We start from the raw sequence: 22134 nt of genomic DNA on the forward strand, positions 1-22134 counted from the left end.
GGGTGAGAGAGTTCCAGTCGAGGACGATCCGCGGCGGCGACCCGGATCGCGTCCGTCGCGGACAGACGTGGCTGCCCGAGGGAGCCGTGGCCGCCCAAAGGACGCCGATCGACGGACGCGATCGAATTGAAGGACATTATAATACGTTAAAGACTACCGTTCCCACGAAGGTCGTACATGGACAATCGTTACATACCCGGACCGCGTCAGCGTAGTTGATGCGCCTGAACGGCACGGAAGACGACATCTCGACCCACGAGTACCCCGCGACGAGCGGCGAACTCATCGACGCGTACGGCGACACCCGTATCGAACTACAGGACGGGAGCGAGACGCTCGGTGCGGTACTCGGTCGCCTGGGGTCGGAGACCTTCCACTCCGCCGACGACGTGTGGATGACCCTCCGCGGCGGCGTCGGCCACGAGGCCGTCGGGCGGCGCTTCTACAGCGACCGCGACGCCCCCGCAGTCGGGGAGGACGGACCGGACCCCGTCTCGTTCTGAGACGGCCGCGGCGGCGACCCGCCACGCTGCCGCACCACGGTACTGATCGGTCTCGGGGTCAGTCGTAGCTCAGTCATCGACCCCGACACCTTCGTTCGGACGCGACACCCACTCCAGCGCCGCGTCCAACTCCAGCGCCGTTACACCCACTCCAGCGCCGCGTCCGACTCCAGCGCCGTTACACCCACTCCAGCGCCGCGTCCAACTCCAGCGCCGTTACACCCACTCCAGCGCCGCGTCCAACTCCAGGGGCACGCTTCCCTTCCGGTACGCCTCCGTGCGGCCGTCGGGGCGCGACCGGAACACGACCGCCGGACGGTGGCCCACCTCGGGGCGCTCGCCGCGGACGGCGAACCAGTCGTCGTCGGGGAACGACGAGCAGTCGACGAACAGCGTGATCCCGCCGCCGTGGGCCTCCAACTGCCCGCTGGTCTTCGTCTCGACGGTGTCGCGCACGGCCGCAGACGGCGTCCCCGCCGAGCGCCTGTTGGGCGCGACCGGCCGGGTCACCTCCACGAGCGTCGAGGTCCCGTCGTCGCGGGTCGCGCGGAAGTCGATCACGTGGTCGGTCGTCACCTCGATCTCCGGTTCGATGTCGTAGCCCGCGTTCACGAGCAGGCGCGCGGCGTCGAACTCGCCCATCGTCGCCGTCATTCGGGTGAGGTCCATGTACTCGCTGGTGCCGAGCTTGCTCGCCATCTCCTCGCGCTCGTCGTCCATGACGCCCGTCGCGAGGAACTGCTCGTAGAAGCCCAGCGCCTCGAAGCGGTCGGCGTCGGGGAACCCCGCGGCGTGCTCGCGGAAGAACTCCCGGGTCGTCCCCGCGCCGTCCTTCGAGCATAAGACCGGCAGGAAGTACCACGAGAGGTGCGGGAAGTCCTCCAGCCACGGGTCGTCCTCGTACAGCACCGCCAGCAATTCCTTTTCGGCCCATCGCGTGACGCCGAACGGCACGTCAGCGAGCGCGTACTTCTCGGTGCGCCACAGCGTCGAGGGCGTCTCGGTGTTGCCGAGCCAGTAGCCGCCGGGACCGCCGCCGACGCCGTCGGGGCCCTCCCCGTCGTCGGTCCAACAGAACAGCGCGAGGCTGCCGTCGTCCATGTCGAATCGTCGCGCCTCGTAGCCGGACGGCGGGGCGTACCACGGGTCGCCGGCGGTCGCCCCGATGTTCGAGTCCAGCGGACCGAGGAGGTCGCTTCGGACGCGACCCGTCGACCACGAGCCGGGGGCGTATCTGAAACGGAGCGGGCGTGCCACGTCGGCTATCGACGGGCGCTCGGTTTGAACCCTCCGCTCGGGCGTCACGTCCCCGCCCGACAGCCTCGCACGGACCGGTCCGCGGCGACCTGCAGCGACCTGTTGCTGCCCGCAGCGACCTACGGCGGCCCGCAGCGACCTACGGCGGCCGAGGAATGCCTGCGACCACCCACTGATCGATCCGACGGTCGCGGACGACGACGGACTGGCGGCTATACCACGAACGACCGATACATATATTGCAGATGATTTGTTACGTGATGTCGTACCATGTCAATGGGTGCCTATGACGAGGACGAGCACGAGCGTCGCGAGGAGAAGGCCCGTCTCGACGGCGACTTCGGTGAGGAACGCAGCGAGTACCGCGGGAGGGTCACTTACGAGTCGGGCGACTCCACGGAGGCACTCCTCGACCAGTTCCAGACGATCAAAGACGACTGAGCCGACGACGCCGGCGACCGGGGGTTCTCGAGTGCGCCTGTGACCGTTCAGCGACGCCACCGCCCGAAGCGTACGTGTCCGGGTCGACGGACCACGGGTCCCGAACCGCGGATCGCCCGCCGGCGTCACTCCCAGTCGTCGGTGGGGGGCGCGCCGCGATCCGTCTCGACGGCGTCCGGGTCGGGGGCGTCCGCGACGGGACTGCCGCGGTCGGCCGCCGCGTCCCGCCACTCCCGGTCGGCGGCGGCGACCCAGGAGTCGGCCGCGAGCGTCCGCTCGCGCTCGCGAGCCATCCGGTCGTCGTCGACCGTGCCGGTCCCCGGCGCGGACGCGGCCGCGCAGGCGACGAACGCGGCGCGGTCCTCGACGGTCGCCTCGCCGGCGACGAGCCGAGCGACGGCTCCCTCCACGGCGTCGGGATCGGGGTACAGGAACACCGTCGAGCCGATCGCGCCCCGGTCCAGCGGGGGCGGCGGAAGGTCGGCGGGTACGGCGTCGTCGACGAGGTGATCCCCGGCCTCGCCGTGGACGCGCTCGACCCGTTCGCACTCCGTCTCGGCGTCGAGTTCGAGGTTGTGGCCGGGGTAGGTGTGACACCGGCGCGGGTAGCGGTCGGTCTCGTGGATCCGGCACTTCAGCGTGGTCGGATCGAGGAAGGCGCAGGCGTCCAGCCAGACGCGTTCTCCGTCGAAGGGCGCGACCGGCTTCGGCGTCTTGCGGAGGCCGACGAGGAACGCCGGTCGACCGCCGACGGCGGCGACCTCGTGGCCGTCGACCGTCACCGTGTGGTCTCCCTCGGCGGCGAACAGTCGGGGAACGAGCGCGTCGCCGAGACCGTCGGCGACGAACTCGCGGATCTCGTCGCGAGAGAGCGCGACGAGGTTGTACGCGTCGTCGAGCGCGCGGTAGCGTCCCTCGCGCTCGCGGTCGTCGGGCGCACCCAGCGGCCGCCAGTCGATGCAGCAGCCGGCGCAGCCCTCGCAGTTCACCTCCATGGTCGACGTGACGCCGTCGCGTCGCAAGAAGCTGTCTGCGGATCGCTGTGTCGGTGCGCGACCGCGGGGTTATTGTCCGCGCCGACCCCAGCAGGGGCATGAGCACGCAGCGGTGCGACGGCTGCGGCGACCGCGTCCGCCTCGGCGGCGGCATCGGCGACATGTGGTCGTTCGAGACGGGTAGCACCGACGGCCTCACCCTCGAACTCGCCGACGGCTCCGAGCACTTCCTGTGTTACGACTGCATCGAGGCGCTCCCCGACGACGAGGAGGTGCGTCGCGAGCACGTCGAGGCGCTGCCGGCGGCGGACGACTGAGTCGTCCGTCGAGTGGAGTCGCCGACGGGGCCCGCCGATCGAGCTCTCGACGACTCCGATCTCGACGACTACTCACCCCTCCCCCGGGATCGACCGCGGTACCGCCATCCGACACCCTTACGCCCGCCGCCGCGGTTCCTCCGACAGACCGTGGACCCCTCCCGGATCCCCTCGGCGTTCCCCGCGCCCTCCTTTCGCGGGACCCAGGAGTCGGCGCTGTCGGCCATCGCCGACGCGTTCGCCGACGGCAACCGTGTCGTGCTCGTTCGCGCACCCACGGGGAGCGGGAAGTCGCTGTTGGCGCGGGCGATCGCCGGGGCGGCCCGCACCGTCGAGGAGGCCAGTCCGTCGCAGGCGACGGGGGCGTACTACACCACCCCGCAGGTGTCGCAACTCGACGACGTTGCCGCGGACGACCTCCTCGAGGACCTGAACGTGATCCGCGGGAAGTCCAACTACACCTGTATCCTCCCAGGCGAGGAGGACACCCCGGTGAACCGCGCGCCCTGCGCCCGCCAGCGGGGGTACGACTGCTCGGTCAAGCACCGCTGTCCGTACTACTCCGACCGCGCGATCGCCTCCAATCGCCCCATCGCGGCGATGACGCTGGCGTACTTCATGCAGACGGCCGGCTCGGACGTGTTCCGGAAACGGGACGTGGTCGTCGTCGACGAGGCGCATGGCCTCGCGGAGTGGGCCGAGATGTACGCGACGATCGAACTGTCGCCCGAGACCGTGCCCGTCTGGGACGAAGTCGGGGTGCCGGACGTGCACGATCACGAGGTCGGTCCCGTCGAGCGCACCGCCCGGTTCGGCGACGCCCTCGTCGGCGTCTGCGAGCGCGCCAAGGACGACCTCCTCGCGAAGGGCGACCTCACGCCGGAGGAGGCGGCCAGACGCGACCGCCTGCAGGAACTGATCTCGGAGGTGAAGTGGTTCCTGGAAGACTACCGCGACGCGGAGTCGGCGACGACGTGGGTCGTCGACCAGCCCGACGGCGAGGGCGGCGCGCTGACGATCAAGCCGCTCGACCCCGAGCGCTACCTGAAGCACACGGTGTGGGACCGCGGAAACCGCTTCGCGCTGCTGTCGGCCACGATCCTCAGCAAGGAGTCGTTCTGCCGCGGCGTCGGCCTCGACCCCTCGGAGGTCGCGCTCGTCGACGTGGAACACACGTTCCCCGTCGAGAACCGGCCGCTGTACGACGTGACGCAGGGGAAAATGACGTACGAGCACCGCGATGAGACGCTCCCGAAGGTCGCGCGGCTGTGCCTGCGGCTGCTGGCGCGCCACCCCGACGAGAAGGGACTGATCCACGCCCACAGCTACGCCATCGCCCGACAACTGACCGAGCGCCTCGGCCAGTTCGGCGTCGGCGCGCGCGTCCGAAGCCACGACAGCGACGACCGCGACGCCCAGTTGGAGGCGTGGAAGGCCAGCGACGACCCCGAGGTGTTCGTCTCTGTGAAGATGGAGGAGGCGCTGGACCTGAACGGCGACCTCTGTCGCTGGCAGGTGCTGTGTAAGGCCCCGTATCTCAACACGAGCGACTCCCGCGTCGCCGCCCGCCTGGAGGACGGTCAGTGGGCGTGGTACCACCGCGCCGCCCTCAGGACTGTGATCCAGGCGTGCGGCCGGGTCGTCCGCGCGCCCGATGACCACGGCGCGACCTACCTCGCGGACTCGAGCCTGCTGGACCTGTTCGAGCGCGCCCGGGCCGACACGCCGTCGTGGTTCCGCGACCAGATCGACCGCATGAGCGAGCCGGACCTCCCGGAGTTCGACCCCGAGGCGGCGATGGCGGGGATGGACGCCGATCCCGGCCCGAGTTCCGGGGCGGGACACGGCGTCGGCGGCGGACGGTCGAGCGGTGGTGGCGGGAGCGGCGGTGGCGAGAGCGACGGGGGCGGGAGCGGCGGTGGCCGTGGCTTCTCGGGCGGTACCGGACGCCCCTCCTCGGGATCCGCGTCGTCCTCGTCGGGGTCGTCGCGGGGATCCTCCTCCGGCGACGACGGCGACGACGAGGACGGGGACGACCCGATGGCGGACCACCCGCTCTCGGACGTGTGGGGAGAGTAGCCCCTTCGAGATCCACGGCGATCCGAGTACGCCCTTATATGACAGCACCGGAACGGCGTGAGTCGCCACGCGTATCATGACATATTATCTCACGAAGGATTATGTATTCCCTTGTAGTATCCGGAGCTATGACGATCCACGGTGTCGACACCGCCCTGACGCTGTTTAACTCCGGAACGCTCACGCGGACGCAGGCCGCCCGGAAGGCCGGCGTCGACCTCGACCGCTTCGACGAGCTGTGCCGCCGCCGCGGCGTCGGATCCGCGGGGCCGTCGCTCGACCCGAGCGGGCCTTCTGGGGTCAACGCTGACTGAGCGGTTGACCCCCACGTTCCCCGGCTCTCGTCCCCAGTCGCTCCAGCCGGCAGAACACTCAACCGGTAGCCGCGCGCGTCTCGGTCCGTGAGCTACACCGTCGAGACGGCGACAGTCTCGTACTGTCCCGCCTGCGGCGCGTCGCTCGGCGCTCGCGAGACCCACGAAGGCGAGCGGCCGTACTGCCCCGACTGCGACCTGACGCTGTACCGGAATCCGATCCCGATGGCCCGAGCGACCGTGGTCGACGGCGACCGCGCGATGCTGGTCGAGATGGGCGAGGGCCGCGACGAGGGGGCGTGGGCGCTGGCGGGCGGTCACTGCCTCGGCGACGAGCCGCCGCGGACGACGGCGGCCCGGGAGCTCCGGGAGGAGACCGGCCTGTCCGTCGACCCGGCGGATATGACGCTCGTCGGCGACGGGTTCCTCCGGTTCGAGGACGGGGTGTCGATGGTCTCGTTCAACTACGCCGCCGCGGCCGCCGACGCGACGGGGACCGTCGAGGCGGCCGACGACGCCGCTGACGCGCGGTTCTGGACGCGAACCGAGATCGAGGGGTCGCCGCCGCTGCTGCGGGCGTCCGGGAGGACGCAGGTGCTCGACGCGATCGATCGACTCGGCAGGGACCGGTAGCCGCCGCTACTCCCCGTCGGCTGTGTCGTCCTCGGCCTCCCCGTCGTCCGCGTCCGCCGGCGGCACCACGTACAGCCCCGCGTCGGTCTTCACCACGTCGACGCGCTCGGCGTCCTCGTCGACGCCCGACAGGCGCGCCACCGTCACCGCCTCGTACGTCTCGGGGTCGAGCACCTGCACAGCGTTGTCGTCCTCGACGGCGACGACCGTCGTCTGGACGGCGTCGTCGACGTGTCCGACCGTCTCGGCGTCGGGCGTCTCTCCCTCCTCGAAGGCGGCCTCGTAGGGCTCGCCCGTCGCGAGGCGGATCCCCTTGAGGTTGCCGCGGACGGAGCGCACCAGCACCGGCCCCTCGCCGTCGTCGGGGTCGATCACGTCGCCCGGGCGGAACTTCGGCAGGCGGACCGCGAAGGTGACGCGGTACACCTCGTTGCCGTCGCCGTCCTCGGTGACGAGCGTCGGAGCCTCCGAGTAGCTCCCGCCTAACTCCTCGGTGATCTGGGTGGCGACGGCCTTCCCGAGCTTGTTCGTCGAGAGCTTCACGTCCGTGCCCTCGGGCTGGTCGACGACCTCGGTGACGAACGACTCGCGGTCGCCGTCGGCCTCGCGCTCGGCGACGAGCGACTCGGCGATCTCGACGGCTCGCGACTGCTCTCGGGGGTCCGGGACGCGGTCGCGCCCGCGGATCTGCACCTCCGCGGCGTAGCTTCCGCCGGAGATGCGCCCGCAGCGGTCGCAGGTGCCGCGGCTGATCTTCACCGGAACGACGACCGTCTCCTCGACGCGGACGCCGCGGACGACGCCGGAGAACGTGCAATGCATCCGGATCGTGTTCTGGTCGACCTGTTCGGGCTCGACGCCCCACCCGATGTCTTCCGCCTTCAGGTGGACCGCGAGCGCCTCGGACACCTCGTCGACGGCCACGTCGGTGTAGTCGCGCGCGCCCACGTCGACCCAGCGGTTGCCGCGGTGGACAGCGCCGCAGTGCGGGCAGACGGTCACCTCGACGCGCTCGGGCGCGTCGACCAGTTCGAAGTCCTCCAGATAGCAGGCGTCACACAGCACGCGGTCGCGCTCGCGCGGCTCGCCCGGCAGCGGCTCCTCGCGCTCGGGGACCGAATCGCCGCAGCGGGGGCAGAACTCCCGCCGATCGCGCGTCTCACTCATTCGTGGCTGCGTACACGGTAGACGCGGTTAAACGGCGCGACCGACTCGCCGGACCGCCGAACCGCGGACGCGACAGCGCCAGCCCACCGGACCGCTGAACCGCCGAACCGCGGACGCGACAGCGCCGGCTCGCCGGGTTCGGGCCGTGTCACTCGGCCTCGTACGTCGACTCCCACTCCGGGGCCGCCTCCGCCTCGGCAGGGGCGTCCGGCTCGAGCATCTCGTCGACAGCGTCGAGTCCGAGCAGTTCCCGCTCGTCCTCGTCGAACGACAGCGACTCGAGTCCCTCGGAGTCTTGCACGTCCGACCCCGAGAGCTGACTCCCGTACCGCCCCAGTAGGCTCGTCAGCTCCTGCGGGATCACGAACGTCGTGGACTCGCCCTGGCCGATCGACGCCAGCGTCTCCATTCCCTTGTCGACGATGGCGCGCTCGCCCATCGACTCGGCGGCACGGGCGCGCAGCACCGTCGAGATGGCGTCGCCCTGCGCCTCCAGCACGCTCGCGACCTTCTCGCCCTGGGCGGAGAGGACGTTCGCCGTTCGGTCGCCCTCGGCGGTCTCGACGGCGGCGCGGCGCTCGCCGTGCGCCTCCAGTATCATCGCGCGGCGGCGACGCTCGGCGGAGGTCTGCTCTTCCATCGCGTCGAGGACTCCCCGGGTCGGGAGCACCTCCTGTACCTCGACCATCTCCACCTCGACGCCCCAGTCGTCGGTCGGACCCTGGAGCCCCTCGCGGATCCGGCGGTTGATCTCCTCGCGCCGGCGCAGCGTCTCGTCCAGGTCCATGTCGCCGATGACCGCACGGAGCGAGGTCTGCGCGAGCAGCGCGGTCGCCCGTCGGTACTCCTCGACGTTGAGGAACGACCGCTCGGCGTCGACGACGCGGACGTACACGACCGCGTCGGCGGTGACCGGCGAGTTGTCGCGGGTGATCGCCTCCTGGGTCGGCACGTCGATCGTCTGGACGCGCGTGTCGAACCGGTAGGTCCGCGAGACGAACGGCGGGATCAGGTGCAAGCCGGGGTCGAGGAGCCCGCGGTAGGAGCCCAGCACCGTGAGCGCGCGCGTTTCGTACGCCTGCACGATCTCGACCGCCGAGGCGAGCGTGACCGCCGCGAGCACGAGCAGCGTCCCCGCGAGCGCGTACATCGTCGGGAGGAGGAGCCACGCGAGGAGGGCGAGCGCGACCGCGATACCGACCTGGACGCGGCCGTCGTCGGGGAGCAGGTCCGAGAGACCGGCCTCACCGGCGCTCAGACGACCCAGCGTCCGAAAGAACCGGCTGCCGGCGTCGTTCATACCGTTGAATAGAACGACGCGCTACTTAGGGTTTCGCGGGATCGGGAGTCGCGCGACCGGATCTCAGCGGTCCGTGTCGTCGTCCGCGCCGTTCCCGTCGTCGCCGTCCCCGTTGCTGTCCGCGTCCCCGTCGTCTGAACTCCCGTCGTCGCCGCCGGTTTCGCTGTTGCCGGCGTCGCTGTCGCCGTCGTTCCCAGCGTCGTCGGGCGGGCCGGCCCCGTCGTCCGCGCCGTCCGAGTCGGAGCCGTCGTCGGTGCCGTCGGTGCCGTCGGTGCCGTCGCTGTCGGGTCCGGTCTCACTCCCGTCGTCGCCGCCGGCTCCTCCGTTCCCGCGGTCGGTCCCGGTTCCGGCACCCGGAGCCGCCGTGTTCCGGTCGTCCCCGGTCTCGTTCCCGTCGCGGCCGTCGCCCGCGTCGTCCGCGTTGTCGTCGCCGCCACCGCTGTTACCGGGCGGACCAGCGTCGTCCGGCGGTCCGCGGTCGTCGTTCTCGTCGTCCGCGTTCTCGTTCCCCTCGGTTTCGTTCTCCTCGCCGTCAGTACCGTCGTCGGGCGGGCCAGCGTCCTCCGGCGGGCCAGCGTCCTCCGGCGGACCGGCGTCCTCAGGCGGGCCGGCGTCCTCCGGCGGACCGCGGTTCCCGAGTCCGTCGCCGGTCCCCTCGCCGCCGATCTCGCGGGCGGCCTCGGCGGCCTCGCCGCCGGACACCTCAGAGGCGTTTCGCCTGAGTTCGGCGATCGACGAGGCGTTCACGCCGCGCTCGCGGAGCGTCTCCTCGGGGATCTCGGCGGCGGCGGCGGCGGTGGCGTTGAGCCGCCGTTCGAGCGACCGGGTCTGCGCGGCGAGACTCGCGAGTCGCGACCGGTACTCGCCGCGGGTGATCTCCCCGGACTGATACCGCTCTTCGAGCGCCTCGCGCCGGTCGCGCAGCTCGGACAGCCGACGCTGGATCTCTTTGGTCTCCTCGGCGACGACCGCCGCCCGCGACTCGTTCGAAGTCGCGTTCTCGAAGCGCCGGTCGAGCGCCCTGTTCTCTACCTCCCCCTCGACTTCCGCGCCTTGCACCCCCACCACGCCGGCGAACGTCGCCCCCGGCTGTGCGGTGTCCCCCGATTCCTGGGCGAACGCTGCCGTCGCGGGGATCCCCGCGACGACTAACATCGCCGCCGCCAGGAGCACGGTCGTCCGACTCATATCTCCGTCGTGGGGACCCACCCACTAATACCGTCCACTCGCTTCCCTCGGATTCACCCCGGTTAAGCTCCGTTAACCCGTCGCCGACGGGCGATCCCGGCCGCGACCGTCCTCACTCGTCGTCCCCGTCGCCCGGCCTGTCGGGCTCGCCGGGGTGGGGCTCGTCGTCCGCCTCCGGGAGCCGGAGGACGTTCTCGCGGCCGAGCCGGAAGCTCTCCAGGTCCCCGTCGTCGCGCAGGTCGCCGACGACCTGGCTGGTGCGGGCGGCGCTCCAGCCGAGTTCCTCGGTCACGTCGGCCTGCTTCATCCGGCCGCCGTTGCCGGCGACGAGACGCGTCACCCGCTCGTGGGGGCTGAGGAGTTCCTCGGGCGGCGTGGCGTCGTCGCCGCCGCCGGCGGCCTCCGAGTCGTCGCCGGCGGAGCCGCTGGGATCGCCGGCGGCGGTTGGGGCGTCGGACCGCTCGCTGGCGGAATCGTCGCCGTCGTCGCCGCCCTCGCCATCGTCGTGGTCGCGTCGATCCGTCTCGGACGCGGTCGAGCGGGCCGTCTCCGGGGCGCTCGCCGCCCCGGAGTCCGAGCCGAGGGAGCCGTCGCCGGCGACGGCCTCCGAGTCGCCGCCGACGGGGAACGCCCCGCGGCGACGGAGGACGACCGCGCCGGCGACGCCGAGCAGGACGACCGCCGCCGCCGCGAGGTACGCCGGACGCACCGGCAGCGCCGAGGCGGGCGCGACGGTCACGCGCGGCTGGCCAGGACCGAAGTTACGCTCGCCGCGCCACGTCACGGCGGTGTCGGAGCGCTCGTCCGCCTCCGGATCGACCGACCGCGCGTCGAGGTCGTCGGGCCACGCGATCGTGAGCACCGTGCCGGCGTCGAGGTACAGCCCCGCGAGGGCGTCGCCGGCGACGACGCGGTCGCCCTGCGTGGCGGCGAACCCTTCCCAGGTGAACGAGTACGTGACCACGCCGTAGTCGCTGCTCGTGGGGAACGGGTCGCGGCCGGTGGCCACGGAGACGTTGCGCGCGGCCATCTCGCGACCGGTCGCGTTCTCGGCGGCGGCGACGGTGGCGTTCATCCGCGAGGCGAACTGAGCGGTGTACGCCGACCTGTTCGCGCGGATGTCCTCGCGCAGGCTCTCGAAGGCGGCGGTGGTGTTGTCGTCGGTCAGCTCGATCCGGTAGGCGATCTCCCAGCGGGCGTCGCCGTCCGGTTCGAGCGTCGCCCGGAGGACGACGCGGTTGGCCTCGACGTCGCCGGTCTGGGCCGCCCCGAGCCCGATGTCCGCGGCGGTCGCGTCCGACCCGAGAGTGCCGTAGCTCGTCGGCAGCGGGGCCGAGGAGGCGCTCGCGCTCCCCGCGGCTCCGACCGCCGGGGCGACGGCGGCCAGCGCGAGCACGAGCGCGAGCGCGGCCGCGGCGGCGGGGCGTCGCATACCCGTCTCTCCCGCGGGCCGCCCAAAACGGTTTTCGTCGCCGGCGAACCGATCCCGGGCATGGCACTCGACGTCGACGACCTGCTGAAACTGGTCCTGGTGTTGGTCGCGGTCTGGCTGGTGCTCGAAATCCTGGAGGGGATCGTCGGCATCGCGCTCGGCGTGGTCGGTTCGCTGGGCGGGATCTTGGGCGTCGCCGTGATCGTCCTCATCGTCCTCTGGCTGACCGACCGGATCTGAGACGTGTACAGCGTCAACGTCCCCGTCCCCTGGCCCGTGCAGCGACTCGCCGCCTCGCTGGAGCCCGATCTCGCGCCGTTCGAGACGGTCCGCGACCGACACACCCTCGTCGTGAAGCGCCTCGACGGCCGCGACCTGAACGACCTCCACCGGATCCGCGAGCGCCTCCGCCCCGCCCTCGCCGACGTGGCCCCGTTCGACCTCCGGGTGACCGGGGTCGACGCCTTCGAGCGCCCCCCGATGGGCGCGGCACCGGTGGTGTACCTCGCGGTGGAGGCGCTCCCCGTCGATGGCGGGGGAGACCGAGGCGACGACCGCGGCGGCGAGGCGGACCGCCGCGGCGACGCCGACCCCGTCTCCGGACGCGACTCCCTCCGAGCCGTCCACGACCGACTCGTCAGGGAGTTCGGCTCCGTCGCCGGCCTGGAGGGCGCGGACTACGTCCCGCACGTGACGCTGGCGCGGGGGTGGGACGGCCACGGAGACCCCGGCGCGGCCGTCGACCGACTCCGCGATCGGGAGGTCGAGTCAGTCCGCTGGACGGTCGACGAACTCGGCGTCTGGACGCGGGAGTACGAGGAGATCGCGGCGCGGGTTCCGCTTCGAGGCTGACCCCCCGCCACCGGGGGTCTCCCGGGATCTCCCGCCGTGTCGCGTGCGCGTTGCGCGCCGTCAGCACGACGACAGCCGCATCGGGACCGGGTGGTCGGGATGCATCGTCAGCGACCCGCGGAGGTCGAGGTCCGGGCCCTCGTAGGAGAAGTCGAACTCGCGGCCGACCGTCGCGAGGATGAGTTTCGCCTCCAGCAGCGAGAACTGCTTGCCGATGCAATGGCGCGGGCCCGCGCCGAACGGGAAGTACGCGAACCGGGGGCGGTCGCGGGCGCGCTCGGGAGCCCAGCGGTCCGGGTCGAACGCCTCGGGGTCGTCGTACCAGCGCTCCGAGCGGTGGACGACCCACTGGGGGAGCATCACCAGCGATCCCTCGGGGATCCGGTAGCCGGCGACGCGGGTGTCGACGCGCGTCTCGCGGAACAGGGTGTACACCGGGGGGTACAGCCGCATCGACTCCGAGAGCACGCGGTCGGTGAACTCCAGATCGCGCACGTCTCCTGCCGTCGGCGTGCCGTCGAGCGCGTCGACCTCCCGCTGGAACCGCGCCTTCGCTTCGGGGTGTTGCGACAGGAGATAGAAGGCGTAGGTGAGCGCGAGCGCGGTGGTGTCGTGGCCCGCGAGCAGCATCGTCATCAGCTCGTCGCGCAGGTCCGCTTCGGTCTGCTCGCCCGCGTTCTGCGCGCGCAGGAGGATCGACAGCAGGTCCATCGGCATCGGCGAGTCGACGGCGTCGCCGGCGGGGTCGGGGGCGGTCTCCTCGGTGCCGCGGCGGCGCGCGACGAGGTCGTCGATCACGCCCTCGAGCGTCGCGACGGCGTCGTGGAACTCGCGGTTCTCGCGGGTGGGTGCCCAACTGGGGATCACAGCCCGCATCGCGTTCGGCTCGAAGCGCTGGCCGAGCGGCTCGAGGTTCTCCTGGACCGTCTTCACCGTCTCCTCGTCGATGTCGGTGCCGAACATCGCGGTGACGATGATCCGGACGGTGAGCCGGGCGAGTTCGACCTGCACGTCGACGCGGTCGCCGTCCTCCCACTCAGAGAGCGCCTCCTCCGTGTGGCCGACGATGGCGTCGTCGAGGCCGGCGATCCGGCTGGCGTGGAAGGCCGGGTTCGCGAGTTCGCGCTGGTGTCGCCAGCGGTCGCCCTCGCTCATGAGCAGGCCGTCGCCGAGCAGGTCGTCGATCGCGTCGTCGAGCGTTGGCTTGCCGTAGGCGGCGTGCTCGGAGACGAGCGCGCGCTCGACGTCCCGGGGGTTGGTGAACATGTACGTCTCGCGGGGGCCCAGATCGAGGCGGATCACGTCGCCGTAGGCGTCGGCGACGGCTGTCATGAACGAGAAGGGGTCTCGCGAGTAGCGCCGGCCGTTCCCGAGCAGGGGCTCGCCGCGGGGACCCGGCGGTCTCGTACTCATAGACACGTACAGGGCTGCGAGCCGGAAATACCCTCGGGCGCGCTAGCACGCGATCGGTGTGAACCGAGAGAACGATTAAAAAAGGTATCCGAGAGAACGACTAAATGTGTTTCTGGACGAACCGGGTAAGCGACGGACCCCACTCCGAGACACGGTTGGACTTCACGTCCGCGTCCTCCGTCGAACCCTCCGTGTCGGGCTTCTGGTTCCTGTGGTCGTTAGAGTGGCTCATCTCGCTAGGTGTTCTCCCGGCTACCACATTCAATGTTTCGCTCAGCCGGACCCGTTCACCGGACTCGCGAGCGAACGGACGATATCGTAGACGACGTACGTGGCGACTGCGGCCACGATCACGACGAGGGCATAGATCGAAACATGCGGATCGGGAAACACGAGCGGAAACGCGCCGCCGAGAACGAGATAAGAGAGGCTGAACAGCGTCGTCATCTGTGCGTTGAATATGCGTGTGTGGTCGCGCTGGATTTCCGTTTCGTTGTTCGCTACCCACCCGGGAACCTTCTCGTTGATCGATCGCTTTGCTTCCCGCACGGATTCGTCCTCGCTGATCTCGTCGAGGAGGTAGTCGGCGCTCGGACCCTGAGCGATATCCGTTCGGTGGTAGGCCAGGATAGTGGTGAGCACCGCCCCACCTAGTGCGATGACGCTCGCCGTGGTGAACACGTTGAGGAAGTTCGCGTCGAGCGTGACCGAGGGCTCCGTTCTGAACCTCGCGAACAGAAGGATGAATCCCGAATACACTGAGAATATCACTCCGAGGAACCGGATCAGACTGGACGCTTTCTCGTTGAGAGCCTCGGTTTCCGAGCTGCGACGACGGAGGATCTCCTTGTTTTCACGGTACCGGAACTCTGTTACTGTTTCACTCTGGCGGGTCCGGCGTGGACGCGGGGAACGACCGGTATGAGCGGATGACGGCCCCGACGGCCGATCGTCCGACATGTTTGATCCGATGAGAGAGCGATAAATAATAAAACGGTAGGGTATCGGGTGGCGGTCGAGGACCGATCAGTCGTCGGCGGCCGCCAGCGACTCGTCGGTCTCGCCGTCGCCCGCCTGGCGCGCCCAGAGGTCGGCGTAGTCGCCGTCGGCGGCGACGAGGTCGTCGTGGGTTCCCTGCTCGGCGATCCGGCCGTCTTCCATGACGACGACGCGGTCGGCGTCGCGGATGGTCGACAGCCGGTGGGCGATGACGAACGCCGTCCGGTCGGCGATGAGGCGGTCGAGGCTCCGTTGGATCAGCTCCTCGGTCTCGGTGTCCACGTCGGAGGTCGCCTCGTCGAGGACGATTATCTCCGGGTCGTTCAGGAGGGCGCGAGCGATGGCGATGCGCTGGCGCTGCCCGCCCGAGAGCTTCACGCCGCGCTCGCCGATCTGGGTGTCGTAGCCGTCCGGGAGGTCCGTGATGAACTGGTGCGCCTCCGCGGCTTTCGCCGCCCGGACGATGCGATCGCTCGGATCGCCGTCGGCGGCCGCGTCGCCGGCGGCGTCCGCGTCCACGCCACCGCCCGCGCCAGCGACGGCGGCGTCGGCCTCGGCGGCCGCGTCGCCGCCGCGGTCCAGCGCCGAGAGGTCGCCGTAGCCGATATTCTCGGCGGCCGTGCCCGAGAACATGTACGGGTTCTGCTCGACGATGCCGACGTGCTCGCGCAGCGCCGCGAGGTCGTACTCGCGCACGTCGACGCCGTCCACCTCGACGGCCCCCTCGTCCACGTCGTAGAAGCGGGGGATCAGCTTCAGCAGGGTGGATTTCCCCGCGCCCGTCGTCCCGGCGAGGCCGACCGTCTCACCCGGATCGACGTCGAGGTCGATTCCGGAGATGACCTCCTCGTCGTCGGTGTAGCCGAACCGCACCTCGTCGAAGGTGACCCGTCCCTCGACCGACTCGGGGACGTACGCGTCCTCGGGGGAGGTCACCTCGGGGTCGTACCCGAGCAGGCCGAACACGCGCTCGGCGCTGGATTTGGCGAGTTGGTACTTGTTCGCCGTCTTGCCGACGCGGCGCATCGGCGAGTAGAGCCGACGCAAGAGGAGGAAGAACACCGCGACGGTTCCGGCCTGGAGCGCGCCGGCCTCGCCGGCGATGATGTCGCTGCCGGCGACCCAGAGGATGGCGACGAAGACGACGCCCGTGAGCAGCCGGAGCCCCGAGAAGAACGCCCGGCGGGCGCGGATCGCGCCCACCTTCTCGTCGTGGTAGCGCTCGCTCTGGGCGGCGACGCGGTCGAACTCGAAGTCGTGGCGGTTGAACGCCTTGATGACGCGCGCGCCGCCGATGTTGTTCTCGAGCCGGGAGTTGAGCCGCGAGACCGTCTCGCGGATGCCGCGGTACTTCGGCTCGATCCACGTGAGGAACCGCCCCGACGCCAGGCCGATGATCGGCACCGGCGCGAGCGCGATGAGCGCCAGTTTCGGCGAGTAGTAGAACATGATCGCGGCGATGCCGCTGACGGTCACGACCACGCGGATCGCCTGCCGGATCTCCGTGTTGAGGAACTGCTCCAGCCGGTTCACGTCCTGGTTCAGGACGGACATCATCGCGCCCGTCTGGTGGTCCGCGAAGAAGCCCAGCGAGAGGTGCTGCATGTGGTCGTACGTGTCGTTTCGCAGGTCGCGCTGGACCTTCTGGGCGGTCGACTGGAACAGGTACCGCGAGGCGAACCGCGTCACCGACCGCACGAGGTACGCGAGCGCGGCGATGACCACCAGTCGTTCCAGAAACGCCAGCCGGGCGGCCTCGCCCGCGATCGACCCGCCCGGCAGTATCCCCACGTCCGCGAGCAGTCCCGGGTCCCCGCCCGTCCGGATCACTCGGTCGATGGCCGCGCCGACGAGCAGCGACGGTAGCAGCCGGGCGAGTCGCGTGACGATGGCGGCCGCCAGCCCGACCGACAGCCGAGGCCAGTACGGCACGCAGTACCGTAACAGCCCCGTCATCGGGTTGCCGTCGACGGACTCGCGGATCTCCGCGAAGTCGCCGTGTTCCTCCTCCGCGTCGCTCATTACGATTCGAAACACGCCGACGGTACAAAGGCCCACGGAACGCGGAACGCCCCCGTGGCGTCCGCTGCGTGGGGACCCGGCGTGATTACGCCCCGTCCAGCAGCCGCGTCTGATCGATCGGGACCGCGGTCACGCCCCCGGCGTTCCCGTTCGAGTAGGCGTACAGCACGACGCCGGCCTCGACGTCGACGGCGCGCTTGAGCGTCCCGCTGAAGTCGTCGTCGCGAAAGCGCGCGCCCACGAGCTTCGAGAGCGGGTCCTCGTCGCCGCCGGCGTCATCGCCGTCGCCGCTGACCGCGTCGTCGCGATCGGCGGTGCCGGCGATCGGCTCGAACTGGGGACCGTCGCCGTCGTCGCCGTCGTCGTCAGCGTCGTCGCTCATGTCCGTGTCTCGGTCGAACAGACCCATGGCGGATCGACTCCGCGTCGTGTGAAAAGTGTGACGCGAGGTCGCCGTGTTGGGTCGGGTCGTGTCGCGTCGGGTCGCGTCGGGTCGGAGACCGGTGACCGTTCCGTTCGCCGTCGGAGCCAGCCTACCGATTCAGCGTGTGGATCGCCTGCCCCATCGCGTTCTCGGCGGCCTCCATCGTCGCCTCCGCGAGCGTCGGGTGGGTGTGGATCGTCGCGGCCACGTCCTCCAGCGTCGCGCCCATCTCGACGGCGAGCGCGAGTTCGGCGATCAGTTCGGAGGCGTCGGGGCCGACGATCTGCCCGCCGAGCACGAAGCCCGTCTCCTCGTCGGCGACGATCCGAACGAACCCCTCGGTGTGAGTCGTCGTGAGCGCCCGGCCGGAGGCGTTGAACGGCATCTCGCCGACGGCGGGCTCGAAGCCCTCGGCGGCGGCCTCGTCCTCGGTCAGCCCCACCGTGGCGATCTCCGGTTCGGTGAAGACGGCCGCGGGCACGGCCTGGTAGTCCAGCGCCGCGGGCTCGCCGGCGGCCGCCTCGGCGGCGACGATCCCCTCTTTGCTTGCCTTGTGCGCGAGCATCGGCTCGCCGGCCACGTCGCCGACGGCGAAGATCGAGTCCACGTCGGTGCGGGCCTGGTGGTCCGTCTCGATGAACCCGTCCTCGTTCGGCTCCACTCCGGCGTTCTCCAGTTCGAGGGTGTCGGTAACGGGAGCGCGACCGACCGCGACGAGCACCTGGTCCGCGAGGTACTCCGAGGTCTCGCCCGCCTCCGTCTCGGTCTCGACGGCGACGCCGCCCTCGGCGGTCTCCTCCCAGCCGCTCGCGCCCTCGCCGAAGTGGAACTCGACGCCGAGCTCCTCCGCGCGCTTGCGGACGATCCGTTGCACGTCCTCCTCGTAGCCGGGGAGCACGTCGTCGAGCATCTCCACCACCGTCACGTCGGTGCCGAGCTTCGCGAGCATCGTCGACAGCTCCATGCCGATGTAGCCCGCGCCGACGACGACGAGGCGCTCGGGGAGCGACTCCATCGCGAGCAGGTCGCGCGAGGAGAGCACGCGCTCGCCGTCGAACTCGAAGCCGGGGACCTGGATCGGCCGCGACCCGGTGGCGACGACGGCGTGATCGAACTCGATCGACTCGCTGCCCTGCCCCGCGCCCTCGTGGGCGACGCGCAGTTTGTTCTCGTCGGCGAACGTCGCCGTTCCCTCGACGAGGTTGACGCCGTTGGCCTTACAGAGCTTCTCGACGCCGCCGGTGAGACGGTCGACGACGCCGCTCTTCCAGCGCTGCATGCGCTCCACGTCGACGGCCGGGTCGGCGTAGATGCCCAGTTCCTCGGCGTTACCCGCCTCGTGGGCGACGTCCGCGCCGTGGATGAACGCCTTCGACGGGATGCAGCCGTGGTTGAGGCAGACGCCCCCGTAGGCGTCCTTCTCGATGAGGGTCGTGTCGAGTCCCTGCTGTGCCGCGCGGATCGCGGCGACGTAGCCCCCGGGACCGGCCCCGATGACGGCGACGTCCGTTCCGGTCGAGATGTCTCCGACGACCATTGAGTTCCCCTTTCTGATCCGGGATGATAAACTGGCAGGAATTGCGGACGACGGGGGCGGCGGACCGCCGCCGGCGACGGCGTGTGGGGCGGCGGACGGTCCTCGGCGACGGCGGGTGAGTCGACGTCCCGCTCAGTCGTCGGCGTACATGCTCCCGATGTCGTCCTCGTACCGCTCGAGGATGTTGCGCCGCTTCTTCTTCATCGTGGGCGTGAGCAGGTCGTTCTCCTCGGAGAACTCCTCGGCGACGACGCGGAACTGCTTGATCGTCTCGTGGGCCTCGAAGTCCTCGTTGACGCGGTCGACCTCCGTCTGGATGAGTTCCCGTACCCGGTCGTCGCGACACAGCGCGTCGTCGTCCGCGGGGAGGTCGTACCCCTCGCCGTCGGCCCACGCGCGCACCGCCGCGAGGTTCGGGACGACGATCGCCGAGACGAACTTCCTCGAGTCGCCGACGACCATGGCCTGCTCGACGTACTCGGAGGCCGCGAAGGCGTCCTCGATCGCGCCCGGCGGGACGTACTTGCCCGTCGAGAGCTTCATGAGCTGTTTGGCGCGCTCGCGGAAGCTGATGTAGTCGTCCGGGCGGATCTCGACCACGTCGCCGGTGCGGAACCAGCGCTCGCCGTCGATCTCCGTGAACGCCGCCTCGGTCTCCTCGGGGAGGTTCCGGTAGCCGCTGAAGACGTTCGGCCCGCGAACGAGCAGTTCGCCGACCGTGCCGTCGGTCCCGTCGTCGCCGCCGACGGCCCCGGCCACCGCCTCGTCGACGCGCACGTCCACGTCGTGCACCGGCGGGCCGATCGTGCCGACCTTCGGCTCCTCCGGGGAGTTCACCGCGACGACGGGGGCCGTCTCCGTGAGGCCGTACCCCTCGAGGATGGGGACGCCCATCCCGTGGTACAGTTCGCAGAGGTCCGCCGACAGCGACCCGCCGCCGGAGATGAAGAAGTCGACGTTGCCGCCCAGCGCCTCCTTCACCGTCGAGAAGACGAGGCGGTCGGCCAGACCGTAGCGCATCCGGAGTCCGACGCCGGGGTCGTCGGATCGGTGGTGTTCGCGACCGACGCCGGTTGCCCAGTTGAAGATTCGCTCCTTCACGCTCGATTCGGACGCCTGCTCGCGGATCGCGGCGTACAGCTTCTCGTACACCCGGGGGACGCTCGTCGCCGTCGAGGGTCGCACGAGCCCGAAGTCCTCGCGGAGGGTGTCGGACGACTCCGCGTACGCGACGGTCGCGCCGACGGAGTACATCATGAAGTGCCCCGCGAGGCGCTCGAACACGTGCGCCAGCGGGAGGAACGACAGCGTGACCGCGGTCTCGTCGATGACCGGCACGTCGTCGGGCTTGTCCGGGCGGTCGCCGAAGCGGCGGACGCACTGATCGACGTTCGCGAGGAAGTTGCGGTGGCTCAGCTCCGCGCCCTTCGGCGTGCCGGTGGTGCCGGAGGTGTAGATGAGGCTCGCGAGGTCGTCGATGTCGCGGTCGATCACCCACCCGTCGCCGGGGTCGACCTCGGCCCCGATCTCGTGGAGTTCGCCGAGCGTGTACACGTCGTCGCGCTCGTGTTCTCCGCCGTCGACGAGGACGACGAACTCCAGGTCGAGGTCGTCCTCGACGGCCAGCACCCGCTCGAGTAGCTCCCGGTTCTCGACGACGACGCCGGACGCGCCGGGGTCCGCGAGGAGGTGCCGGACCTGATCGGTCGACGACGAGGTGTAGACGGTCGTGACGACCGCGCCCGCGCCCAGCAGCGCGAAGTCGGCGTGGGCCCACTCCATGCGCGTGTCGGCGAAGATCCCGACGCGGTCGCCGGCGGTCACGCCGAGCTCGCGGAAGCCGGCCGAGAGCCGACGGACGAGGTCGCGCATCTCGCGGTAGGTGAGGTCGGCGTAGTCGCCGTCGGGCGCGGCGTCGACGACGCCCGCCCGGGCCAACGAGCGATCGTACACTCCGCCCTTGTAGCGCTGGGCGACTCGGTCGGCGTGCTCACGGCCGCTCGCGTCGAAGGTCGCCGCCAGCGAGTCCCGGGTGACTTCCGGATCGTACTCGCGTTCGGCCTGCCGCCAGTCCATGCCTCTCCCTGGCGAACGGGGGCGTATTAAGTCGGTCCCCATTCCCGGCGCGTTGTCACGGGTTTCTCGCGGTCGCCGACGGGGACGCGACGGTTCCGTACCGCGTCCGCGACGCCACCGCCTCCGCAACACCGCTCGCCTCAGACCGTCTCGCCGCGCTTCTCCTTGTAGTCGAGGTAGCCGAGGACGCCGCGCGTGTTCAGTCGCTCCTCCTCGCGGGCCTTCTCCTCGCCCCACACCTCGATGTGGTCCTCGGGGGCGTTCGCGGCGAAGTGCTCGATCACTGCCTCGTCGTCGCCCAACTCCTCGCGTTTCTGTCGGACTGCCTCGACCCACTCGGCGAGGGTGCGCTTGTACTCCGCGAGCAGTCGGTCCTCGAACTCACGGGGGCCGAAGTGGCCGAAGCAGACGTACCGCGGGTCGAGGTCGCGGATCGTGTCCGCGTCGTCCTGACAGCCGTGGAGGTCGAACCGCGAGGGCGGGGAGGTCTGCTCGATCCGGTCGAGTTCGGGGATGTAGATCCCGGCGGCGTCGGCGGCGAACAGCACGTCGTCGCCGCGGTCGTGGAAGATCACCTGGTGCGGGGCGTGCCCCGGCGCGTGGTGCACGTCGAGGTCGCGGTCGCCCAGATCGAGCGTCTCGCCGCCCGAGAGCGACTCGATCCGGTCGGCCGGCACCGGCTCGGGCTCGACGTAGTGTCGCCATTGGTCGCCGACGGCGGACTTGGTGCCGGCGACGAGTCGCTCGGGATCGACGAGGTGGTCGACGCCCGTCTCGTGGATCATCACCGTCGCGTCGGGGTAGCGCTCGGCGAGAAAGCCCGTCCCGCCGGCGTGATCGAGGTGGACGTGCGTCGGGAGGACGAACTCGGGGGTGATCCCGAGGCTGTCGAGCGCGTCGAACAGGTACTCGCGGTTGGTCCCGATCCCGGTGTCGATGACGGCGGGGCGTTCGGCGTCGACGAGGTACACCGCGCCGTAGTTGGCCGTGTCGTACATCCCGGTGTCGAGGTAGTAGAGGTCCGTACAGCCGGGTATCGGCTCCACGTCTCCGGGCTCCATCTCCATGGTCGCACCGGCGTTAGTCGGTACCAAAAGGGTTCGGGAGGCGGCCGAACCGTGGGAACGCGGAGCCGCCGCTGGCGACCCGAACGACGCGGAGGGCGCGGCGGGTGCGCGCGGGCGG

21 protein-coding genes are annotated in these 22134 nt (G+C 70.6%); 8 read left to right on the forward strand and 13 right to left on the reverse strand.

Going from position 1 to position 22134, the window contains the following annotated elements:
• Positions 1 to 218 precede the first annotated feature (218 nt).
• Positions 219 to 503: a DUF2795 domain-containing protein gene (locus Hbl1158_RS14460; protein ID WP_234297953.1), complete on the forward strand. Its 285-nt coding sequence runs from the start codon at positions 219 to 221 to the stop codon at positions 501 to 503.
• Between the two features lie 216 nt (positions 504 to 719).
• Here Hbl1158_RS14460 and Hbl1158_RS14465 read toward each other — a convergent pair whose 3' ends face one another.
• Positions 720 to 1760 carry a DUF5784 family protein gene (locus tag Hbl1158_RS14465; protein ID WP_234297954.1) on the reverse strand — a complete coding sequence of 347 codons (1041 nt, stop codon included), beginning with the start codon at positions 1758 to 1760 and terminating at the stop codon, positions 720 to 722.
• A gap of 276 nt (positions 1761 to 2036) precedes the next feature.
• On the opposite strand from Hbl1158_RS14465, the gene Hbl1158_RS14470 reads away from it, so the two are divergent.
• Positions 2037 to 2201, forward strand: a complete 165-nt coding sequence (locus tag Hbl1158_RS14470) for a DUF5786 family protein (protein WP_234297955.1) — start codon at positions 2037 to 2039, stop codon at positions 2199 to 2201.
• Between the two features lie 125 nt (positions 2202 to 2326).
• Here Hbl1158_RS14470 and Hbl1158_RS14475 read toward each other — a convergent pair whose 3' ends face one another.
• The gene (locus Hbl1158_RS14475; protein ID WP_234297956.1) at positions 2327 to 3196 is read right to left on the reverse strand and encodes a YkgJ family cysteine cluster protein; all 870 of its coding nucleotides are present in this window, start codon (positions 3194 to 3196) and stop codon (positions 2327 to 2329) included.
• Between the two features lie 98 nt (positions 3197 to 3294).
• Between Hbl1158_RS14475 and Hbl1158_RS14480 the strand changes: the two genes are divergently transcribed.
• The 4 genes from Hbl1158_RS14480 (at position 3295) to Hbl1158_RS14495 (ending at position 6539) form a co-directional block, all read left to right on the forward strand.
• Positions 3295 to 3513, forward strand: coding sequence for a hypothetical protein (locus Hbl1158_RS14480; protein WP_234297957.1), 219 nt, complete (start codon positions 3295 to 3297; stop codon positions 3511 to 3513).
• A gap of 150 nt (positions 3514 to 3663) precedes the next feature.
• The gene (locus Hbl1158_RS14485) at positions 3664 to 5592 is read left to right on the forward strand and encodes an ATP-dependent DNA helicase (protein ID WP_234297958.1); all 1929 of its coding nucleotides are present in this window, start codon (positions 3664 to 3666) and stop codon (positions 5590 to 5592) included.
• Positions 5593 to 5720: 128 nt separating this feature from the next.
• Entirely contained in the window at positions 5721 to 5906 is a 186-nt protein-coding gene (locus Hbl1158_RS14490; protein WP_234297959.1) for a hypothetical protein, read from the forward strand.
• A gap of 87 nt (positions 5907 to 5993) precedes the next feature.
• Positions 5994 to 6539, forward strand: a complete 546-nt coding sequence (locus Hbl1158_RS14495) for an NUDIX domain-containing protein (RefSeq protein ID WP_234297960.1) — start codon at positions 5994 to 5996, stop codon at positions 6537 to 6539.
• 6 nt (positions 6540 to 6545) lie between these two features.
• Here the strand turns inward: Hbl1158_RS14495 and Hbl1158_RS14500 are convergent, their stop codons facing one another.
• The 4 genes from Hbl1158_RS14500 to Hbl1158_RS14515 form a co-directional block, all read right to left on the reverse strand.
• A complete protein-coding gene (locus tag Hbl1158_RS14500) occupies positions 6546 to 7706 on the reverse strand; it encodes a 60S ribosomal export protein NMD3 (RefSeq protein WP_234297961.1) in 1161 nt (386 codons plus the stop codon).
• Positions 7707 to 7854: 148 nt separating this feature from the next.
• Positions 7855 to 8856: an SPFH domain-containing protein gene (locus Hbl1158_RS14505; protein ID WP_234299546.1), complete on the reverse strand. Its 1002-nt coding sequence runs from the start codon at positions 8854 to 8856 to the stop codon at positions 7855 to 7857.
• 213 nt (positions 8857 to 9069) lie between these two features.
• The gene (locus Hbl1158_RS14510) at positions 9070 to 10194 is read right to left on the reverse strand and encodes a hypothetical protein (RefSeq protein WP_234297962.1); all 1125 of its coding nucleotides are present in this window, start codon (positions 10192 to 10194) and stop codon (positions 9070 to 9072) included.
• A 112-nt stretch (positions 10195 to 10306) separates the two neighbouring features.
• A complete protein-coding gene (locus Hbl1158_RS14515; protein ID WP_234297963.1) occupies positions 10307 to 11626 on the reverse strand; it encodes a hypothetical protein in 1320 nt (439 codons plus the stop codon).
• A 60-nt stretch (positions 11627 to 11686) separates the two neighbouring features.
• On the opposite strand from Hbl1158_RS14515, the gene Hbl1158_RS14520 reads away from it, so the two are divergent.
• Together Hbl1158_RS14520 and Hbl1158_RS14525 are read left to right on the forward strand one after the other, a co-directional pair.
• Positions 11687 to 11866, forward strand: a complete 180-nt coding sequence (locus Hbl1158_RS14520; RefSeq protein ID WP_234297964.1) for a hypothetical protein — start codon at positions 11687 to 11689, stop codon at positions 11864 to 11866.
• A gap of 3 nt (positions 11867 to 11869) precedes the next feature.
• A complete protein-coding gene (locus Hbl1158_RS14525; RefSeq protein ID WP_234297965.1) occupies positions 11870 to 12478 on the forward strand; it encodes a 2'-5' RNA ligase family protein in 609 nt (202 codons plus the stop codon).
• A 60-nt stretch (positions 12479 to 12538) separates the two neighbouring features.
• Here Hbl1158_RS14525 and Hbl1158_RS14530 read toward each other — a convergent pair whose 3' ends face one another.
• The 7 genes from Hbl1158_RS14530 to Hbl1158_RS14560 all read right to left on the reverse strand — a co-directional run bounded on the left by Hbl1158_RS14530 (position 12539) and on the right by Hbl1158_RS14560 (position 22010).
• A complete protein-coding gene (locus Hbl1158_RS14530) occupies positions 12539 to 13891 on the reverse strand; it encodes a cytochrome P450 (protein ID WP_234297966.1) in 1353 nt (450 codons plus the stop codon).
• A 273-nt stretch (positions 13892 to 14164) separates the two neighbouring features.
• Entirely contained in the window at positions 14165 to 14851 is a 687-nt protein-coding gene (locus Hbl1158_RS14535; RefSeq protein ID WP_234297967.1) for a hypothetical protein, read from the reverse strand.
• Between the two features lie 66 nt (positions 14852 to 14917).
• Positions 14918 to 16912: an ABC transporter ATP-binding protein gene (locus Hbl1158_RS14540; protein ID WP_234297968.1), complete on the reverse strand. Its 1995-nt coding sequence runs from the start codon at positions 16910 to 16912 to the stop codon at positions 14918 to 14920.
• Between the two features lie 85 nt (positions 16913 to 16997).
• Entirely contained in the window at positions 16998 to 17321 is a 324-nt protein-coding gene (locus tag Hbl1158_RS14545) for a hypothetical protein (RefSeq protein WP_234297969.1), read from the reverse strand.
• Between the two features lie 124 nt (positions 17322 to 17445).
• Positions 17446 to 18873, reverse strand: a complete 1428-nt coding sequence (gene lpdA / locus Hbl1158_RS14550) for a dihydrolipoyl dehydrogenase (RefSeq protein ID WP_234297970.1) — start codon at positions 18871 to 18873, stop codon at positions 17446 to 17448.
• A 132-nt stretch (positions 18874 to 19005) separates the two neighbouring features.
• On the reverse strand, positions 19006 to 20949 hold the full coding sequence (locus Hbl1158_RS14555; protein WP_234297971.1) for a long-chain fatty acid--CoA ligase: 1944 nt from the start codon (positions 20947 to 20949) through the stop codon (positions 19006 to 19008).
• A gap of 140 nt (positions 20950 to 21089) precedes the next feature.
• On the reverse strand, positions 21090 to 22010 hold the full coding sequence (locus tag Hbl1158_RS14560; RefSeq protein WP_234299547.1) for an MBL fold metallo-hydrolase: 921 nt from the start codon (positions 22008 to 22010) through the stop codon (positions 21090 to 21092).
• Between the last annotated feature and the right edge of the window lie 124 nt (positions 22011 to 22134).

The organism is Halobaculum sp. CBA1158, assembly GCF_021431925.1.
Taxonomy (GTDB): Archaea; Halobacteriota; Halobacteria; order Halobacteriales; family Haloferacaceae; genus Halobaculum.

Excerpts from the sequence above, each read along its gene's own strand:
- Hbl1158_RS14460 (WP_234297953.1), top strand. The coding sequence starts at position 219 with ATGCGCCTGAACGGCACGGAAGACGACATCTCGACCCACGAGTACCCC.
- Hbl1158_RS14470 (WP_234297955.1), top strand. The coding sequence starts at position 2,037 with ATGGGTGCCTATGACGAGGACGAGCACGAGCGTCGCGAGGAGAAGGCC.
- Hbl1158_RS14475 (WP_234297956.1), bottom strand. The coding sequence starts at position 3,196 with ATGGAGGTGAACTGCGAGGGCTGCGCCGGCTGCTGCATCGACTGGCGG.
- Hbl1158_RS14480 (WP_234297957.1), top strand. The coding sequence starts at position 3,295 with ATGAGCACGCAGCGGTGCGACGGCTGCGGCGACCGCGTCCGCCTCGGC.
- Hbl1158_RS14490 (WP_234297959.1), top strand. The coding sequence starts at position 5,721 with ATGACGATCCACGGTGTCGACACCGCCCTGACGCTGTTTAACTCCGGA.
- Hbl1158_RS14500 (WP_234297961.1), bottom strand. The coding sequence starts at position 7,706 with ATGAGTGAGACGCGCGATCGGCGGGAGTTCTGCCCCCGCTGCGGCGAT.
- Hbl1158_RS14505 (WP_234299546.1), bottom strand. The coding sequence starts at position 8,856 with ATGTACGCGCTCGCGGGGACGCTGCTCGTGCTCGCGGCGGTCACGCTC.
- Hbl1158_RS14510 (WP_234297962.1), bottom strand. The coding sequence starts at position 10,194 with ATGAGTCGGACGACCGTGCTCCTGGCGGCGGCGATGTTAGTCGTCGCG.
- Hbl1158_RS14515 (WP_234297963.1), bottom strand. The coding sequence starts at position 11,626 with ATGCGACGCCCCGCCGCCGCGGCCGCGCTCGCGCTCGTGCTCGCGCTG.
- Hbl1158_RS14520 (WP_234297964.1), top strand. The coding sequence starts at position 11,687 with ATGGCACTCGACGTCGACGACCTGCTGAAACTGGTCCTGGTGTTGGTC.
- Hbl1158_RS14530 (WP_234297966.1), bottom strand. The coding sequence starts at position 13,891 with ATGAGTACGAGACCGCCGGGTCCCCGCGGCGAGCCCCTGCTCGGGAAC.
- Hbl1158_RS14535 (WP_234297967.1), bottom strand. The coding sequence starts at position 14,851 with ATGTCGGACGATCGGCCGTCGGGGCCGTCATCCGCTCATACCGGTCGT.
- Hbl1158_RS14540 (WP_234297968.1), bottom strand. The coding sequence starts at position 16,912 with ATGAGCGACGCGGAGGAGGAACACGGCGACTTCGCGGAGATCCGCGAG.
- Hbl1158_RS14545 (WP_234297969.1), bottom strand. The coding sequence starts at position 17,321 with ATGGGTCTGTTCGACCGAGACACGGACATGAGCGACGACGCTGACGAC.
- lpdA (WP_234297970.1), bottom strand. The coding sequence starts at position 18,873 with ATGGTCGTCGGAGACATCTCGACCGGAACGGACGTCGCCGTCATCGGG.
- Hbl1158_RS14555 (WP_234297971.1), bottom strand. The coding sequence starts at position 20,949 with ATGGACTGGCGGCAGGCCGAACGCGAGTACGATCCGGAAGTCACCCGG.
- Hbl1158_RS14560 (WP_234299547.1), bottom strand. The coding sequence starts at position 22,010 with ATGGAGCCCGGAGACGTGGAGCCGATACCCGGCTGTACGGACCTCTAC.